General features: G+C 62.5%; 19 protein-coding genes and 2 pseudogenes. 4 read left to right on the top strand and 17 right to left on the bottom strand.

Annotated features, from left to right (window positions below; all coding sequences use genetic code 11):
* The first annotated feature begins 414 nt into the window (after positions 1 to 414).
* Positions 415 to 693: a transposase gene (locus ACFWVD_RS27620; protein WP_379247706.1), complete on the top strand. Its 279-nt coding sequence runs from the start codon at positions 415 to 417 to the stop codon at positions 691 to 693.
* Positions 694 to 786: 93 nt separating this feature from the next.
* Here the strand turns inward: ACFWVD_RS27620 and ACFWVD_RS27615 are convergent.
* Positions 787 to 1,217, bottom strand: a pseudogene (locus tag ACFWVD_RS27615) (ATP-binding protein); the annotation flags it as partial.
* A pseudogene (locus ACFWVD_RS27610) lies at positions 1,214 to 1,477 on the bottom strand (IS21 family transposase); the annotation flags it as partial. The pseudogenes ACFWVD_RS27610 and ACFWVD_RS27615, both read right to left, overlap by 4 nt.
* A 529-nt stretch (positions 1,478 to 2,006) precedes the next feature.
* On the opposite strand from ACFWVD_RS27610, the gene ACFWVD_RS27605 reads away from it, so the two are divergent.
* From ACFWVD_RS27605 to ACFWVD_RS27595, 3 genes are all read left to right on the top strand, one after another.
* The gene (locus ACFWVD_RS27605; protein WP_379247704.1) at positions 2,007 to 2,837 is read left to right on the top strand and encodes a hypothetical protein; all 831 of its coding nucleotides are present in this window, start codon (positions 2,007 to 2,009) and stop codon (positions 2,835 to 2,837) included.
* A gap of 442 nt (positions 2,838 to 3,279) precedes the next feature.
* A complete protein-coding gene (locus ACFWVD_RS27600; RefSeq protein ID WP_379247702.1) occupies positions 3,280 to 3,618 on the top strand; it encodes a hypothetical protein in 339 nt (112 codons plus the stop codon).
* Between the two features lie 47 nt (positions 3,619 to 3,665).
* Positions 3,666 to 4,487, top strand: coding sequence for a helix-turn-helix domain-containing protein (locus tag ACFWVD_RS27595; protein WP_379247700.1), 822 nt, complete (start codon positions 3,666 to 3,668; stop codon positions 4,485 to 4,487).
* A gap of 75 nt (positions 4,488 to 4,562) precedes the next feature.
* Here ACFWVD_RS27595 and ACFWVD_RS27590 read toward each other — a convergent pair whose 3' ends face one another.
* From ACFWVD_RS27590 to ACFWVD_RS27520, 15 genes are all read right to left on the bottom strand, one after another.
* The gene (locus ACFWVD_RS27590) at positions 4,563 to 5,402 is read right to left on the bottom strand and encodes a helix-turn-helix domain-containing protein (RefSeq protein ID WP_379247699.1); all 840 of its coding nucleotides are present in this window, start codon (positions 5,400 to 5,402) and stop codon (positions 4,563 to 4,565) included.
* A gap of 942 nt (positions 5,403 to 6,344) precedes the next feature.
* Positions 6,345 to 7,541 (bottom strand): hypothetical protein, encoded by a 1,197-nt coding sequence (locus ACFWVD_RS27585; RefSeq protein ID WP_379247697.1) that lies wholly within the window; start codon positions 7,539 to 7,541, stop codon positions 6,345 to 6,347.
* A 14-nt stretch (positions 7,542 to 7,555) separates the two neighbouring features.
* Positions 7,556 to 7,921 (bottom strand): hypothetical protein, encoded by a 366-nt coding sequence (locus ACFWVD_RS27580; protein WP_379247695.1) that lies wholly within the window; start codon positions 7,919 to 7,921, stop codon positions 7,556 to 7,558.
* Between the two features lie 55 nt (positions 7,922 to 7,976).
* Positions 7,977 to 8,312: a hypothetical protein gene (locus tag ACFWVD_RS27575; RefSeq protein WP_379247693.1), complete on the bottom strand. Its 336-nt coding sequence runs from the start codon at positions 8,310 to 8,312 to the stop codon at positions 7,977 to 7,979.
* Positions 8,309 to 8,584, bottom strand: coding sequence for a hypothetical protein (locus tag ACFWVD_RS27570; protein WP_379247691.1), 276 nt, complete (start codon positions 8,582 to 8,584; stop codon positions 8,309 to 8,311). Before ACFWVD_RS27570 ends, ACFWVD_RS27575 begins: the two co-directional genes overlap by 4 nt.
* 16 nt (positions 8,585 to 8,600) lie before the next feature.
* The gene (locus ACFWVD_RS27565) at positions 8,601 to 9,200 is read right to left on the bottom strand and encodes a hypothetical protein (protein ID WP_379247689.1); all 600 of its coding nucleotides are present in this window, start codon (positions 9,198 to 9,200) and stop codon (positions 8,601 to 8,603) included.
* A complete protein-coding gene (locus ACFWVD_RS27560) occupies positions 9,200 to 10,447 on the bottom strand; it encodes a glycine-rich domain-containing protein (RefSeq protein WP_379247687.1) in 1,248 nt (415 codons plus the stop codon). The genes ACFWVD_RS27565 and ACFWVD_RS27560 overlap by 1 nt, the downstream gene beginning before the upstream one ends.
* On the bottom strand, positions 10,434 to 10,841 hold the full coding sequence (locus tag ACFWVD_RS27555) for a DUF2744 domain-containing protein (protein WP_379247685.1): 408 nt from the start codon (positions 10,839 to 10,841) through the stop codon (positions 10,434 to 10,436). Before ACFWVD_RS27555 ends, ACFWVD_RS27560 begins: the two co-directional genes overlap by 14 nt.
* Before the next feature lie 14 nt (positions 10,842 to 10,855).
* Positions 10,856 to 12,520, bottom strand: a complete 1,665-nt coding sequence (locus ACFWVD_RS27550; protein ID WP_379247683.1) for a phage tail protein — start codon at positions 12,518 to 12,520, stop codon at positions 10,856 to 10,858.
* Positions 12,521 to 12,525: 5 nt separating this feature from the next.
* A complete protein-coding gene (locus tag ACFWVD_RS27545) occupies positions 12,526 to 13,422 on the bottom strand; it encodes a phage tail protein (RefSeq protein ID WP_379247681.1) in 897 nt (298 codons plus the stop codon).
* A 50-nt stretch (positions 13,423 to 13,472) separates the two neighbouring features.
* Positions 13,473 to 13,862, bottom strand: coding sequence for a hypothetical protein (locus tag ACFWVD_RS27540; RefSeq protein WP_379247679.1), 390 nt, complete (start codon positions 13,860 to 13,862; stop codon positions 13,473 to 13,475).
* Positions 13,863 to 13,902: 40 nt separating this feature from the next.
* Entirely contained in the window at positions 13,903 to 15,591 is a 1,689-nt protein-coding gene (locus tag ACFWVD_RS27535) for a hypothetical protein (protein ID WP_379247677.1), read from the bottom strand.
* 158 nt (positions 15,592 to 15,749) lie between these two features.
* Positions 15,750 to 16,319: a hypothetical protein gene (locus ACFWVD_RS27530; RefSeq protein WP_379247675.1), complete on the bottom strand. Its 570-nt coding sequence runs from the start codon at positions 16,317 to 16,319 to the stop codon at positions 15,750 to 15,752.
* A 28-nt stretch (positions 16,320 to 16,347) separates the two neighbouring features.
* Positions 16,348 to 16,824, bottom strand: a complete 477-nt coding sequence (locus tag ACFWVD_RS27525; RefSeq protein ID WP_379247673.1) for a hypothetical protein — start codon at positions 16,822 to 16,824, stop codon at positions 16,348 to 16,350.
* Between the two features lie 197 nt (positions 16,825 to 17,021).
* A partial coding sequence (locus tag ACFWVD_RS27520; protein WP_379247671.1) for a hypothetical protein occupies positions 17,022 to 17,330 on the bottom strand: 309 nt, incomplete at its 5' end.

Raw genomic sequence — 17,330 nt, 5'->3', positions numbered from 1 at the left:
CGTAACCAGCATGCCGGACCTATCCGGGACTTCGCGGTCGGCTCGAAGATCCGGCGCCCGGATTACCTACCCAACGTTGCTTGACGCGGCACTAGTCATCGCCCTCACAGCAGGAATTCTGTCGGCTTTCGGCGGGGCAGCGTTGACGGCGTCGATCACAAGTGGCGGCATCGCTTTCGCTGGGACAGTCTCTTTGGCACTGTTGGTAATGAACGCACTGCGAGCGCTGTGAGCGAACCCCAAGGCTGCGCTGACCAACCATCCGCCGCGCCAAACGGAGCGCCGATTCCGCGCTCACCTCGCCCAGTGCCGTCAAGTTCCGCCGCAAACGCAGCGTGAACCGTCACGAGTTGATGACCGCTTTAGGCTGTCCCGGGGTTCCGTCCGCCGAGTTGTGAGATTCCAGGCAGTTCGATGGAGGGATCTCCGCGCGTGCCAATGATGTACTCACCGCAGTTCCGTGAACGTGCTGTCGCACTGATCGTCGATGAAGACCGACGGGTCGGCGACGTCGCCCGCGATCTCGGAGTCACCGAAGCCACCTTCTTGTATCGGTGGAAACACCAGGCCCTGGTCGACTGCGGCAAGCTCCTCGGGACGTCCACAGTCGAGTCGTCGCAATCACGGGACGTGCTGGTCAGGATGATCGAATCTTGCTGGAGCAGAATGCAAATTGTCAACGGCCGTTTGTAAGTCCCGGCCGGTGGCCAACGGGAAGTCCCCACCCCCAGGCGGGGGTGGGCGGTCAGATCAGGGGCGCTCACCTGCTTTCGTGCGGTGTTTCATCCGGTAGGAATCGTCGGCGGTGACCGCGGCGTGTCCGAGCCCGATCAGGGTGTGACTCTTGCCTGTCCCGCGTGGCCCGATGAGACACAAATTGTGTTGTGCCCGAACCCATTCCAACGTTACGAGGTAGTCAAACGTCGCTTGCGGGATCGAGGAAGACACAACGTCGAACCCGTCGAGGGTCTTGGTCACCGGGAACGCGGCAGCCTTGAGCCGGTTGACCGTGTTCGAGGCGTCGCGGGCGGCGCATTCGGCCTCGATCAGGTCCGCAGCACTTCTTCCGGTGTGCAGCGCTGCAGCTTCACGGTCGCCATGACCTCGGGGGCGTCGCGGCGGACCGTGGATAGTTTCAACCGGCGCAACCCGGCATCGAGGTCAGCGGGCAGTGTCGGAACCTGTTTGGCGGCAACGCATTTGGATGGTGCGGTCATGACACGCTCCCGTCTTTGGTGATTTTGTAGGCGTCCAGGGATCGAGTCTGCGCGACCGGCAAATCGACCACCAGAGCGTTCCCGGCCGGGCGTGGCTGCGGTGCGCCGGCGCCAGCGGCGAGGATGGAACGGACATCGGCGGCGCGGAAGCGTTTGAACGCGACCGCGCGACGCAACGCCGCGAACAGGTCGTCGTGGCCGTGCGCGTCACCTAGAGCCAGGAGCTCACCGAGCTCTGTGGCCAGGCGGTGGCCCCCGACTCAAGCAACAGATTGTCACCCATCCCCAACGGGCGAGCAGGCCCGGTATCAGCGATACGACTGGGATACACAGACTATGGCGGAACGGCACGACGTCGCCCCGCCGACAGTCCTAATCCCGGAAGGCGTATCGGCCGTTCGGGCAACCGTACGCGACCGGTTGGCCCTGTCGATCTGGGTCCAAACCTCCCGCGAAGGCAGGCTCGCCCGCGACGGCTATGGGGCACTGCCGCTCATCGCCTCGTTCCCCGAGGACTTGGAGGCGATCAGATCGTCGGTAAATTGTGCGATCTTGTCGGACCACACGATTACGCTTACATCAGCACGCCACTTCGGCCTGAGGGGCGGCACGGCATGAAGAACAGGGCCATCGCAAGGGGGACGAAGTCTTATGGTGAAGTGCTCTGGATCTTCGTGCCGCCGAGCAGCCTCACCTGGCTGCCAGTGCGCGTGCTGCCACGCCAACCACGGCACTGACAGGCTGTTTTGGGCGCACGCCGTCGCGACCGAGTCTTCGGCGGCCAGACCCGTGGCCACGTCGGCGTTTCCGGACCTTACCGCCGATGTCGTCGCGCGATACCGTCACACCGGCAGGGCTCGTGCGGCCGCCGCACAAGACCGATGGTCAGCAAAGGTGCTAAAGCCCGTACACACCGCACGAGACTCGACGAAGCGCCCCAAGCTCACCGATACGGCGGCCCGCGCCGCCACACGACGTGTCGTCGATAGCGACTCCGTCAGCTGGCTCGCAGCTCATCCGGTGGAGCTGGACCAGATCAAATATCTCAGCGACGTGATCGGCGAGATCGCTGGGGATGCAACCGAGAACCTCGCTACCGGAGGTTCGCGCCACCGTGTGGCGGACCACTTCTGGTGCGACATCCTCGCTTCGATCGTATGGGCACTGGAAAACGTCGAGACCGCGCTGGAAAAGCTGGAAACCGGGGCCATCGGCTGGCTCGTCGACACGGTCTGGTCGCAGATCCGCACATCACGGGCAACTGACTGCGGCAACACTCCGGGGCGTCGGGCCCCACAGCAGCTGGACCGCCACGAACGAGATTGCGCCGCCGATGTCACCGACGAGCTGCTCAAACGCTGGACCACCATGCTGCTCCAAGGACTGTGTGACGGGCTTCTGACACAGAAGATCACCTTCGACGCAATCGTGCTGAAGCTCCGCATCCTCGCCCTCGTCCTGTGCCCGGATGCGGTGGCGCACAAGATAGTTTGGGATCACTGTTTCCTCCCGCTGTTCCGCCAATGGACTGGTGAGGAGGTCCACGAAACACTCCAAAACTTCCTCCCACAGCTCGTCGAGCCCGCGGCATGGACCGGACCACCGTCTCGATTCACGTGAACTCACCACCGCTGACGCTGCCGCTATAGCGTTGGTTTCGCTCCTGGACCACAGTGATGAGCATGCCGCCGGAACAGGCCGCCTCCCGGGACTCCCCATCAGAGTGGGCAGTCATCGGTGTGCGCAAGCCAGGCATCCCATATCTCCGGGCACAACTCGCTGCGATCGGGAACGGCCAGACTGTTGGCGAGTTCGGCGAGCCCCGTCAGCGATCACGGCCGGCCGGCCCACGTTGCAGCCCGTCGCAGCGGGCCACGAGCCGCCGGACCATGCCGACGACCAGCCGAGCACACACAGCCGCCGCATTATGCCATGCCACCTTGCAAATTTCAATAGATGGGGAATGTTTGCAGCAAACATCCTGGATCAATTGACGTTCCAGCAGCTCCCACCGCAATATCGAGTCTTCGCAATCCAATACTTCGCAAACACTGGGAGCCTGATGTCAGCGCGGTACCTCGGCAAGAGCAGTACGGGAGACCACTCCCCCACGATCTTTGTCAACGGAGAGAACTACATCATCCAAGGCTGGACGGTCAGCCCCGGCGACCCGACGCGGATCGAAATTCCCTACCAGCTCCTGGCCTTCCTGCTGCCGCGGACCTGCCTGGGCGCCCCGTTGGAAGACACCGGACGAGGAACTTTCATACTCACAGGCGAACCCGCTGTCGATGAAAGCGTCCGCGCCCAGCTGCATACACCCGACAACGAGCAGTGCATTCAGGTTCCGATGGGCGTCCAGATCCGTCCCGACGCCCCGGCCACGGCCGCGGCATCGTAAGGCGGTCGCGCCTCGGCTGAGTCACCCACGCGACTATCGTCGCGTGGGTGACTGATGCACAGCAGAGCAGAGATACACTCGCGGCGCAGCTGCGGGAGTTGCGGCGTGCCGCGGGTCTCACCGGACTGGAACTTGCCAAACGCGCAGGTTGGGACAACTCGAAGGTCAGCCGGTTCGAACACAGCAAACAGTTGCCTACCGAAGCCGACATCCGGCTGTGGTGCTCACTGACCGACGCTCAGCTCCACATCCCGCAGCTCATCGCCGCCGTGCGCAATATCGACGCGGCCTACCAGGAGTGGCGCCGAATGAGTTCCGAGCAGCTCCAGCAGCGAACAGGTCGACTCGAGCGCCAGGCCACCGCCATTCGGGGGTACGAGCCGCGAGTCATTCCCGGGTTGCTCCAAACCCAGGCCTACGCACGCACAATCTTGACTACCTGCGTCAAATTCATCGGAAACGCGCAGAGCGTCGACGACGCCGTTTCTGAACGCCTCAAGCGCCAAGAAGCAGTCCGTTCGGCATCGCCCAAGTGCCACTTCCTCCTTGACGAGCAAGCCTTGTACACAACCGTCGGCACCAGGCCCGTCATGCGGGCCCAACTCGCCAAGCTGGCCGAGCTCCTTGACGACGCGCAATTCACGATCGGCATCATCCCGAGAACTGCTCCGTTCGTCGCGACTACGACCGGTTTCGCGATGTACGACGTGGACACCGTGCGCGTCGAACTGGCGACAGCAAGTGTGTCGATCACCCAGCCTGCAGAAGTCGCGCTGTACGACAAGGCATTCCGAACATTAGTCGAGCACTCGAAGTCAGGCTCGGACGCGGCCAAAATGATTGACGCAGCGCTTACCCTCCGTCGGTAGCCGCTACTCCGCGCGTGCGCACGGCACGATGCGACAGCCGCGCAAGCTGGGCGATGCTACGACACGTTCACGGCGTCACCTCAGGGCACTACCGACGTAAGGCTGTGGGAAGGCGAGCGCCAGATGCAACAAGTCGGGACGCTGCGTCACAGGCCTGAACTGCATCACCACCGTCACCGGTCCCGATGGGGTCCATATGTGAATCGGCGAATCCGCAGTCCGGTCGTAGGCAATCTCGCGGCCCATCCATAGTCGACGAAAGTCGCTGTCGTGCTGCAGTTCCGAGACGAGGCGCCGTCCCCATTCAGGATTGCCGAAGTGGGCCATCAAACCGCGTGTAAGCGCCACGGTTTCCGCCGCCTCATCTTCCCATCCGATGACAATGCGTCTTCCCGTTTCGCTGAACAACCACCGCATGACGTTTCCGGCCGCCCTGATGCCGGGAAAGAGTGCCTCGTACGCATCGTTAGCGCCGATGATGTCCCACCGCTCGTTGAGGTAGGCGGCCGCGACGTGGGTGAGGGCCGTGAGCTGCGCGCGCTCGGCATCGCACAGGTCCGCACGGACACCATCGGCAATCCAGAACCGACGTATCTCAACCCGGTTGAGTTCGTCGATGTACCGCAGCTGAGCGGCACTGGTCAGGTTGAGCGTCGTGATGAGTGGCCGGAGAACGGAATCGCCCACTCGCTTCTGCTCGCCTGACTCGATCTTTCGAATCGTCCCGTAGGCGACGTTCGTGCGGTCGCTGAGCGCCTGCCGAGTCATTCCAGCTCGCTCACGCGCCCACCTGAAATAGTCACCGATCGACGGCAACGGAAGGGCAAATTGGCTGTAAGGCATGATAACTCCGGTATAGATGTAAATCGTACTCATCGAGCGGGAATGGATTCCCTCGCCCGTCTTCGGATGCAAGTTTTCGACCTTGGACCCACCCCGCGCGCAGCTACGGCCTCACTAGCGATAGCGCCTCGCGACACATTCAAATGACAACCAATTTCACATTTCCGCACTCCATAGACTGATCATGTTTTGATGCTATCACTGGCAAGCGCAAACAATTCCAAGGCCCTAGGAGTCGGCCGGTCCAAGGGCGCGCTGACTTGACGGTTCCAACGACCGGGGCAGTCACGGCCGCAATCAATGCGAAATTCCTTCGTACTATCCAAGTTTCGTACCGACAAGTTTGAGACCGACGCAGCACGATTGAGACCACGAGTTAGCCACGCGCTGACGCGGCCGCACGAATCTCCCCGAAGCCGCGCGCAACTCCCGAGACATGTGTCTTCACTCACGCTGGAGTCCGGACCTCCGAAATAGCTCATGGCAGACCCGGATCCCGTCACCGACACATATCGAGTCCGCGGGCTCCGATCTACAATATGACGCAAAGCTAACTATCGTCATGATACGCGCTACCGAGCCGTCACGGGAATGAAGCAGAGAGAGCCAGTCGAATCACCATGTAGGGTGGGGCATTTCGCAGCGGCGGTCGCGAACGGCACAGAGTTACATTTTCCAACGACGACATACCTGCGGCACAGGCGACGCTACACAGCTTCAAGGGGGTCCTTATTCACACAGACCGGAAAACTCAGGTGAGCCGCGCTCACAGATGTAGTTAATCCGGCGGCACAACCAAGAGCAAGCGATAGAGGTGTCCACACATTAGGACAGTTCTACCTCTTGACGGCACGCTACTTGCCTGGTAGCCGCACATTAGCCGTTATCTGACACGACCTGTAGCAACAATTCATACCCAGGCGAAGGGTTCTCCAAATCGTCCGACTGCATGACGCAAAAAGCGCGGCGCCTGCCGTATGTATCGACAGGCGCCGCGCTTTGGGCTGACCACTCTCAGGTGATGCGGACGTAAGATGCTGTGTTGATCTGAGCAGTTGGGTTGAAGGTGGGGCTGAACTGGGTGCCCTTTGCCTCGACGCGAACGATGTCACCCATCGAGATGGCCCGGACTACCGAGACATTCGCGGTTGCCGAACCACTCGACGGCACCGACGTCGCGACACCGGTCGCGACGACGACGTTGTTCACTGTGAGTCGCAACGTGACGTCACCTGAAATCCCACCCGGCGCAGTGAAAACGATCGATGCGGCGAGCGTCGCGCCCGACTTCGGCGCCTGAGCGATTACACCATCGGAATTAACGACAGAGCCCGGGTAGTTCGCAGTGTCAGCCACCCATCCCGGCACCACTACGAAGGTGTTGGGCAGCTGGTTCCATGCCGGCGACTTTGTCATCCGCGACGGTGCGAAACTCTGCTGCGTATCAAGTGAGAGCTGTCCGTTTCCGGTGGACGGAAGCGATACTTGGCTCTTCGGCATCACGCTCACGGACAACGAACCTTGACCACCCGTCATCGCCGGTAAGCCCTGTGCCACGGAGAGTGTGCCGGTTCCCCGGAGCGTATTCACCTGCCCGGTGATCGCCGACAACGCACCCGCACCGGTGGTGCCGCCCGCGACGATCACCGAACCCGCGACGGCGGTATCGACCGCCAGTTGCCCACTTCCGCCAACCGCGATGCCGAAGGGCTTGAGCCCGGACAACCGGCCTTCGCTGCCGAACCACGCCTCTGCGCCGCTGATCACGTTGAAAATAACGCTCGTGGTACCCGCCGAAGCAAAATCGTTGAACAGGTGAGTATTCCGCGTCGCGACGCTGTCGCCGTCACCGGAGAAATCGGCGCGAGCCAGCACCTTGCCCGACTTCACGACGACCTTCGCAGTTACTCGACCAGCGCCAACCGGACCGATCTGAGCTGAACCGCGCGGAGACGTGGACACAACCGTCGTCGCGCTGGCCGTCAGTTGAGCGGGTGCGGTCGAACGCGCACTGTCGAGCCGAGCGACAAGCCCGCCGCTACCCGAGTATTGAGAGACGCTGTAGGGCTTGATGATCGGCACCTCAGCTTGCAGGAGCTGCCGAGGGGGCGTGGGCAGGCTCGACCTGCTGACGCCGCCGCTCGGCAGCGCGACCGTAGCTGTGGCCGGCGCCGGCAAGGTGGCCCGCACCGTCGATTGTTGCGTAGCCATTGCGGCGCCTCCGATCAGCTCTGGGTAAAGGTGGGGGTAATCAGCAGCTGACCCTGCGCACCGAGGGTCGTGGTGCTGATTGCGACTTTGTCGATGAAGTCGGTCGGCGCGGTGCCGGTCGCGGTCTTCCACAGACCCACGTGGGTGTAGGAGCCCGCGGGTAGATCGACGGTGACCTGCGACCCGGTCACCACACCGCCGGTGCCCGAGGTCCAGGCCGACTGCTTGCGGGCATAAGCCGGGACGCCGCCGCTCGCTTCATTGGTGCCGGTGGTGCCAGGATCGGCGCTGTGCACGCTGATGTAGACGGTGTTCGAACCCGCGACGCTCTTGTAAGCGTCGGCGAGGACCTGGCGGGTGGTAGCAACAGCGATAGCCATGATGATTTCCTTCGTTGTGGAGGTGAGTGTTCGATTTCGAGAGGAGTTGGCCGGACTACGTCCGGATGACCGTGCCCTCGTACCAGGCATAGGTGGAGGCCGGTGTGGTCGGAAAAGTCGCGAGCATCGTGTACCGCGAATTGGTGGGGATCGTGTCACAGCTGGCACTGGATACCGACCACGAAGCCGCGGTCGGGGTGACGGCCGCCGACCAAGTCGCGAGCGGCGCCCCGCCCGGCGCGGTCAGCACGATGGACACCGTTGTGCCGCTGGGGAACACGGCGCCCCCGGAGGGCTGGACCGTCTGGATGAAGTTGGCACCGGTTGTGAGGATGAGGGGTTCGACAGTGGGCTTGTACCCGAGGTAGCCGGGGTCGACCGGTGATGTCATGGCATTTCCTTTGTTTCGTAGCCCGCCAGCCACAGGGCGCCTTCGTGAGTGGCATCCGGATGGACGTAGGAGCCGGGCAGTTTGGTCATCGTGACTGCCGAACCATCTCGTCGCGCCGGCACGATTACTGCTTCCGCGGCCTGTCGACCGAATGCTTGCTGCGTCCAGACGATCACGTGGTGGTTGCCCAGGAGCGGCTCCGAAAGTTCGAGGAGCCGAGCAGGGCCGGCAAAACCGGCAATTTCAGCGGAAATCGTTGTAGCTGTTTTCATTTCGCGTCAGTTCCGTTCAATAGGTGAAGTAGTATTCGATGAGGGTGACAAGTCCGGCCGCGCCGATCGCCCCGGCGCCGCCGCCGCCTGCCGGGAATCCGCCGCCGACACCGGAGTGTCCACCGCCGCCGGACTGAGCCACCTGCCACAACGGCGGATTGCTGGTGCCGGCGGCGACCAATCCGGATGCGCCGCCCCCGGCTCCTGCGCCGGCACCGCCGCCTCCTCCCGCCAGTAGGTTGATGTCACCGCCGGACGCGGATTCGCCGTGGTGTCCGTGCGGACCGCCGTTGCCGCCTCGTTGGAATCCGATGCCGCCGCCGGTCCCGCCACTGTCGCCGCCGCTTCCGCCGAGGGCGACCAGCCAGGTGCCGAAACTGGACGTTCCCCCCGAACCGCCACCGCTGCCCGCCACGCCTACGACAACAGGTACGGGCTGGTTCAGCACAGCAGCCGGGATTCGTCGTGAAGTCCGAACAGCTTGTCCCCCACCACCACCCACGGTCGCGCTGCCCGCGCCTCCACCGCCGCGCAGAATTACCTCGATAGCGAACAGGTTCGGGGGCGGGGTCCAGGTGTCCGAGGCGGTAAATATACGGAGGTTGGCGGCGAACATCAGGTGGTCCGTTCAATCACGAAGACGATCCCGCCGGCTCCGTTCGCGCCAGGGGCCGCACCGGATCCATTTCCACCGCCACCACCGCCACCGCCCGCGGGGAATGCGCCGGGAGCGCCAGGGTCGCTGCCAGTGATCCCGCCGCCTCCGCCGCCTCCGCCGGTCGCGATGACCTTGGAGGGAGACACACCTGGTTGCCCCGCAGGACCACCCGGCGAGATCCCGCCCTGCCCGCCGGGCGCACCTGGTCCGCCCGTGAACCCGGCAGCGCCGCCGCCGCCACCGCCACCGCCGTACAGCGCGTACTGCGAAATGGAGTTACCGCCACGGTGTGGGGCAGCGTCGGGTTCGCCGACACCGGAAGCTCCGGCTTTCCCGCCGGCTCCGCCGGGGATCATTCCCGTTCCACCGGCGCCGCCCGAGCCGGCCATTCCGGGCTGGAACAGGCCCCCGAGGCCACCCCCTGCCATCAGCCACGAGCCGAAAGTGGTGTTGTGCCCATTTCTGCCATGCGAGCCGCCGGGGGCCCCTCCTGCCCCGCCGGGGCCAACCGTGATCGGAATCGGCAGGAATTCACCGTTGCTGTCTACTGGCAGTAGCGATGCGGGGATAGTGGTGTGTACCTCACCGCCACCACCGCCACCGCCCCCGGACCCACGGCCGGCTGCGAGGATGTCCCACCGTCCTCCGGCGCCTCCGGCGCCTCCGCCGATCAAGATGACATCGACGGACAGGGTTCCTTTCGACGGCACGTAGTCCCAGTCGCTGGTGAAGATAGTCGCGTTGCCTTGCAACAGGATCTGTTGAAATCGTGTCTGCAACTGGGTCATGGCGGGAAGGACATCAGCCGGGTTTCCCGAAGCAGTGCCGGTAATCGGACCCGTGATGCCTTTGGAAATCGAGTCCACGCCCGACAATGCCTCCTTGGCCTTCGCATCGAGCTGGGCGGCCCAGTCGTTGAGGAAGGCCAAGGGGTGCATGCCGAGCACTTCGACCCCGGCCAGCGCCCTGCAGAGATTGGCCAGCATACGGTCGATCGCGACACCGACATACGCACCCAGTTGGGCGTCGGCCTTGCGCACCACGCTCGACACCGCGGCGTTGGTCATCGCCTGAAAGGTTTGCTGGCTGTAGTTGCTGATCTGGGTTTCATTGCCACTGAACGCGACGTCACGGGAATCGGCGAGTCCACCGAAGCTGCCGACGACTTGTGCGCCTTCGGGGACTTTCCGGTCAGGCGCGGTCATGTTCGGTCGCCTCCGCCGGGGTGGAACGGGTGAGCAGATGGTTGAGGTCGCCGTGCTCACGCAACTGGCCGACCAGGTCGGCTCGCTCCTGCTGGGTCAACATCGCCACATCGGGCGCGGTGATCCGGGCGGGCTGCGGGGTCCCTTTCTCCACCCAGGTGCCCGCGGAGTTGAGCCAGTGGTGGTGGCCCCGAATCGGCGGGTGGTATTCCTTGGTCTGCTCATCGGGATGATGCCGGAAACCCAGGTCCCATAGATGTTTTGACCACTGTTTGAGCACCATGGGATGCACGATCATCGGGGCGTTCTTCGGGCCGGGCAAACCGACAAACGCCCAGGAAAGGGCCTCTTCGGGATTATTGGGATCACATTCGTGCTGCTGAGGAATTGACATGGGAATCGCCGTCTCTAGTCAAAGTTGATTTTCACGCCGAGGTCGTGCATGGTCGATTTGATCTCGTCGATCTTGCGCATCGACTTCACCAGTGGCTCCTCGACTTCCTGATTGGTGCCGATGGTGATCTGCCAGGCTGGGGTTTGGTCGCGGGCCCAGGCCAGTTCCAGCTGAGTGACCTGGTCGATGTAGATCTCGTCCGCGGACATGCCATGGACGGTGGCCCCCACTCGGTCACCGAGGAAGAAGTGGCCGTGGCCCTGATCGCCGATGAAGTAGGGCTGGCCGTCGGCGACGGTGAGTTCGTGCGAGTAGAACGACCTCGTCGCCCACAGAGCCGAGCTCAACGCGGTCAGCGAGTTCAAGCTGTAAGCGTCGTCCGCGCCGTCCTGGAAATGCTCGTAATAGTGCGACCAACCAGCTTGCGACGCGCGGATCGGATCCTTGTAGGAAACCCAGGCGAGCAACGTGTCCTTGAACCCGGGATACAGCCAGGTCTCGGCGAGTTGACCGCCGATCGCCGACCAGTCGCCCAGACCCAGCGTGGCGATCTGCAACAAACCGCCCGCGAGCTGACCCGCCGAGGTGAGGGCCTGCTTCACGCCGGCATTCACCTGCTCTGGCGAATGCCCACCGGTGAGGATCTGCACATCGGTGAACGGCGTGATCGTGAACGACGACGTCTGCACGCCCGTGTTCCGGTCAGGTCGGAAGATCACCCACGGCGCCTTCGACATCGTTCCCAACCAGCCCGGCTGCTGATATTCCTCGGTGTTGGGATTGGGCAGGACGTTCCGCGTCGTGCCGAGGTAATCCTCGGTGTACACCTGAGCTGTGTAGACCAGCCCGTCCAGAACGCTGCCGCCCTCGCTCGTGCCAGTGGTGAATCCACTCTTGTCGACAATGTCGACCACGAGCGCGCCGTTGCGCAGATTGGCCCCCGGCCACGGCGGCGGATCGCCGACCAGCCACCGCCGGGTGGTGACCATCAACTGCGCGGTGGCCAGCGTGTCCTTCGCCAGGTCGTGGAACATCTTGAACCGCGAGTTGAGCAACGTCCACACCGACGAATCCGCCAGCAGATCATGGGGCTTCACCACGATCGACCAGTTGGACATATCCAGGTTGAACCACTCGGACGCGTCGAGCGGGTTGTCCGGCAGTGCCCACAATGAGGTTTCCAGCCGCAGTACGTTCAAGAACAGGGCCAGCTTCAACGAGGAAGCCGATGGCCCAGCCAGGATGAAGTGCTGTGGGATCTGCAGGGCGGCCGGGAGCAGCGGGTTAGCCCAGACGCAGATGTGCTTGAGCTCTTCGTAGGAATGCAGAAACGACATCTCGACCGTCGTGATGCCGTACTCATCTTGTTTGACAACGGCTTTCGACATGCGGCCGTCCCAGCGCGCGCCGTCCTTGTCCACGGTGATGTGGATGTTCTGGGTGGTCCGCGTGCGCGAGATCGCCCACTGCGCGAGGTGATGCTCGTAGGGCAGCACGATCACGCCGGTCCCGGATTCATTGAGCATCCAGGTGAAATTGGCGCTGATCTCGCCCGCGCAGGTACCGCGCAGGTTCCAGTCACCATCCCAGAACCTGATGAGCGGCGGTTTGGTTCGCAGTACCTCACGCTGCGCCTTGTCTTTCAGCGCGTTCTTGTAGATAACAGGCAGATCAGTCACCGTCGTCACTGCAGCCCCCAAGGCCGCGACCAGTTGCGCGGTTGCACGACCATGACCGAGGCACCCGCTGGCGCGCCGGTCACCTTCACCGGCAAAACGGTTGCCGGGGTGTAGGGCGGGATCATGTACTCGAACCCGCGCCCACCCATGAGCGCCCACATCTGCGATCGGTCGGCCGCGACGAGGGTTTCGCGTGCCGGGTCGGTGTCAACGACCAGATCCTGACCCGCCACCGTATTGGGCAGCACCACAACACGATCCGCGTCTTCTTCGGCGCGGTCGTGATAGTTGTTGCCGAAGGAGAAATCGGGCAAGGTCCAGCGTCCCGGCGCCGAGCACACCCATTGCAGGTGCATCGGCTGATCGGTCGGATTGGCGACGGTCACCGTGCCCGATTGCGTTGTGCCGTTGGTCGTGCTGATGGTCGAGACCCAGGTACTCGTCGCGGGTTCCTCGACCCACCACGGCACGCCTGCGGTGCAGGTCATGGTGACCTGACCCCACAGGTTCAGGTGCGGGTCCTTGTTCGGTTTGAAGTCGGGTTGCTGCGACATCCGCAGCGCCAGCGAGCGCGAGCCGTAGTCGGTGGTGACCGTCATGATCGAATCCGCGTCGTAGGCCCAGGCTTTGCGCCAGGCACTGTCAACGGATTCCCAAGAGCGACCGGCCTTTTCGAAGATGTTGACGCCGAATACCACTTCGCGCCGGTTGGTGCTGTATCCGCCGTAGGTCGCGCCGTTCTGGAACGCGGTCTGGTTCCAGATCGTCGTGACCGGCGCGTCGTAGAGTCCGCTGGGCGCGGTGCCGAGGTCGACGCCTTCCCGGCCGCGCCCTTGTCCACTGATCGTCCACGTCGAACCATCGACGCCGGTGATCGTTATCAGCGCAGGACTAGTCCCCACTGGTTCACCTCAACTCTTTCCCTTGTGCTGCAATGAATGTGGCTGCGTGATCAGCTGACGTAGACGGCCGCGATGACGCCCGCGCCGACCGCGAGTCCGGTACCGTTCTGGTGCATTTGCACGTCGATCACGTCATTGGCCTGGAGTACCGGCGCGACCGTGATCGGCACGGTCAACGGCATCTCGGCGGCCAGGTTGGTGCCGGCGGTGAGCGTGAGCGAGGCGAAGCTTTGCTGCACCACACCCGCCCGCAGATGTCTAACCGTGAAGGTGGCATTGTTGGTCGCCGCGCCCGTCGCAGTGATGAATCCGGCTGGTGCGACGAGGGTTACGTCGGTGACGGTGTCGCCGCTGTTGAAGGCCGGCTTGTACACCCCAGCGACGCCGATCACGTCGCCGGCGCCGGCGGCCTGCGCGGGCAGGATTGCCGAGTAGATCATGTGTTTTCCGTTCTCTGTTGTCGCGACATCGCTGCCGCTCCTACGTCCACGACGCGGCGACTTCGCGTTGTACCGCAAGCGTTTTCGCGCGAACATGCGCACTATCGATGTGATTGGTCGTGAGGTTGACCGTGGTCGAGTGATCGAAGTGATGCCGATTGACCACGTGCGGCAGCGCCCGCGACGGAACCGCGAAGGCGTCGTGCCGCACCGCGACCACCTGCGCGTCGCGACCGTTGATAGTGAGCGAGTCACTATTGATCGCTTCCAACAAGGCGATATGCCGACTGGTAGATGCCGCATTCACCACGAACTCACCGTTGGACGCCATAATCGGCACCTGGTCATCGCGCGGACCACCAGGACCACGCACAACGCCCCCGGTGGCCATATGCGCCGCAGCCCATTCGACCATCGCATCACCGATGAACCCGAATCCGATACTGCCGCCACCAAGCCAGTCCGGCATCGGAAGATTGACGCGCTGCAGCACCGACCCGATCGCGTTCACAACGATCGCCACATGATGGACAACTGTCTTGAACACACCTTCGACCCCCGAGCCCAGATCACTGAACGAGTCCGAGATACCCTTCGTCACGTTACTGAGCCCAGAGGTCGCCGAAGCGAACACCTCGCCAAAGAATTTACCGACCGGCTCAAGGGTGTTCTTACGCACGGCCTCGAAGACTTTTTGCACCGTGTCCCAGTTACCGACAATCAACGTTACAACGCCGATCAACGCCGCAATCCCCAACGCGATCATGCCCAACGGGGACTTCATCATCGAAGCGTTGATCTTGCCGTGCGCACCGATCCACGACTTGGTAGCACCTTGCACACTCTTCCCGGCAGTCGATGAATTCTTCATCGCCTTAGTGAGATTCGCGAGCCCCTTCGGCGCCTTCGCCCAGCTGGCAACCATTTTCGCGTGGGCGACGCCGTGATCCCGCATCGCCTTTAGGCTATCTTTAAGCGCCGAAGACTTGGAATTTAGCGCCTTGGTTCTTGCCTTGACTTCGGCGACAAGACTCTTGCCGCCGTCAAGCGCAGCCGGGCTTGTTCCACCCGGACCGTCCTTCTTCAACTTGCGAATGGTATCCGCATGCGTTTCAGCGAGATTCCGTTGCGCGTCATAATATGACGGCAGCGGCATGCCGTTCCCTGCTCGGTGCGCGCGCATCTCCTTGCCAAGGGCCATCGCAAGGTTCTTCTCGGCTTCACTGACCTGAGAGAACGTAAATCTCTTCGGGTGATTCTTCGCGAGCGCTGCCAACCTGCGCTGGATCTTCTTGTCAACCTTCGACTTGTCGGTCACATGCCAGTGCACCCTGCGGCCCCGTTTGAGCGCGGCTTCGTCCTTGTCGAGCTGCTCATGCGGGTGCTTTCCGCTCACCTTGCCATATTTGGTCTCGTGGCCAGTCGCGCCGGCGCCGTCCTTACCAGCGTCGTACCGTCGGCTGCCCTTGTCTGTTACGACATTATGTTCAACCGCCCATCCATTATCATCTGTCCAACCGTGGACAATCGCCATTCCATCCCTGAAATCGTCGCCGTATTGGCTCCTATAACTCCAGTTTCGAACGGTGGAGAGCCATTCCTTAGGACCCTTTTGTCCGCCCTTGTCTACATATATCCGGTGTTTCTCTTTCTGGACATTCGACAGATCCTCGCCATTTTCTGGTTGCTCATGTCTCCACGAACTATTTTCGCCATGGTCGGGACTCACGTTCCGGCCTCCTCATTACCTACTGCGCGCACAACGAATAGACTCCGTGCGATAAGCGCAAAGAATGACCGAACACAAAACGTCCGGGATGAATTTACAAGTGCTCAGATAGACGCTCCGCGCGCATTGCCGATAGGCGCGGGAGACTTATCTAGATATTACGACTCTCGCCGGGCCTTCTTTGCCTGCAACGAGATCCATTTATCCATCGGCAAACGTCCGCCCACCTGCCATTCGGCATAGTCATCGACGGAGTGACCGTAAACCCACGTCCACTCTTCACCATTACGGTAATGAACCGCCCCAAGCAACTGCGACAGTGTGTCGACGTAGAACTCAGCGAAGGGGCAAAGGACAACCGGGCTGCAACCGCGACGATCAAAAAAGACGTCCAACGATGCGGAGGCGGCGACGCGAACGTTCATCCATCGTCCTTCGAAGCAACGGACAAACGCCTCACCGAAGTAGCGTTGAAACCGATCAGCCGCTGCAGCGTTCTCCGGGGCCAGCACTGCCTCTACTGAGGAAAATCGCGCTATCGCAGCCAGTTCGGCCGTTGCCACCCCGTCCGCGCTGAATGGATCACTTGGCATATCTGTCACATCTACAGCGAAGAACTTCTCGAGCGCGGGATCCATCTCGGCCAGCCATGCCAGCCACGCCGGATCCCGCTGATCCACTTCCCGCCGGCGAAGCTCCGCCTTGGTCGCCTTGCGGTAGCTACCCATGCCGGTTCCTCACGTTAGTTACTGGCAGTTATCGCAACTGATGCTGGCGCAGGAACTCACCAGCATCAGCATCGCGGCGGGTACCCAGCAGGAAAGCATCGAGAATCTCATCGCTGACCGGTTGGCCGTCGGGGGCGTTGAGCATCAGTGCGTGGACACCGAAGCTCTGCGACGGGCTCGCCGGGCGGTAGGGCACCAACACGTCGAACGAGCCGTCACCATGCTCGAATTCGTAGACCTCGCCGATCAGGGCATCGAACTGCTCACCGTCGCTGTTGGAGATAGCTCCGTCGTAGACCATGACACCGCGGGCGGCTGACCTGACGACCATGAGACCGCGACCGTAGTCCAGCGGCGACTCGTCATCACCCTGCGTGAGATCAACCAACGTCACCCGAGCATCGCCCTTGCCCAGATAGGCAAGGAACGGGCCGGCCGCGCCCTCTGAAACCCACTGCACCGCCTGCGCGACCATCTCTCCGGCCAACTCAGCGGCAAGCTGCATGTTCTCCAACTGACACAACTCCCGAACTCGTTGAAAGGGCCGAACGCCCAACCTACCCGACACCAGCAAACCCCCGCAGCCAGCTAACCCGCACCATCACTGCCCAGTCTCAGACTATCGCCGTGACCGTGACAGTCCAGCAAACATGACCAACAACCACACCCCAACGACTCAGCATTGGATCCAGACGAGCACCACTATGCCCACGACGCGGCGACTTCGCGTTGTACCGCAAGCGTTTTCGCGCGAACATGTGCACTATCGATGTGATTGGTCGTGAGGTTGACCGTGGTCGAGTGATCGAAGTGATGCCGGTTGACCACGTGCGGCAGCGCCCGCGACGGAACCGCGAAGGCGTCGTGCCGCACCGCGACCACCTGCGCGTCGCGACCGTTGATAGTGAGCGAGTCGCTATTGATCGCTTCCAACAAGGCGATATGCCGACTGGTAGATGCCGCATTCACCACGAACTCACCGTTGGACGCCATAATCGGCACCTGGTCATC

Source organism: Nocardia sp. NPDC058666 (assembly GCF_042714895.1).
Lineage (GTDB): Bacteria > Actinomycetota > Actinomycetes > Mycobacteriales > Mycobacteriaceae > Nocardia.
This window is presented reverse-complemented; position numbering and strand designations above follow the sequence as displayed.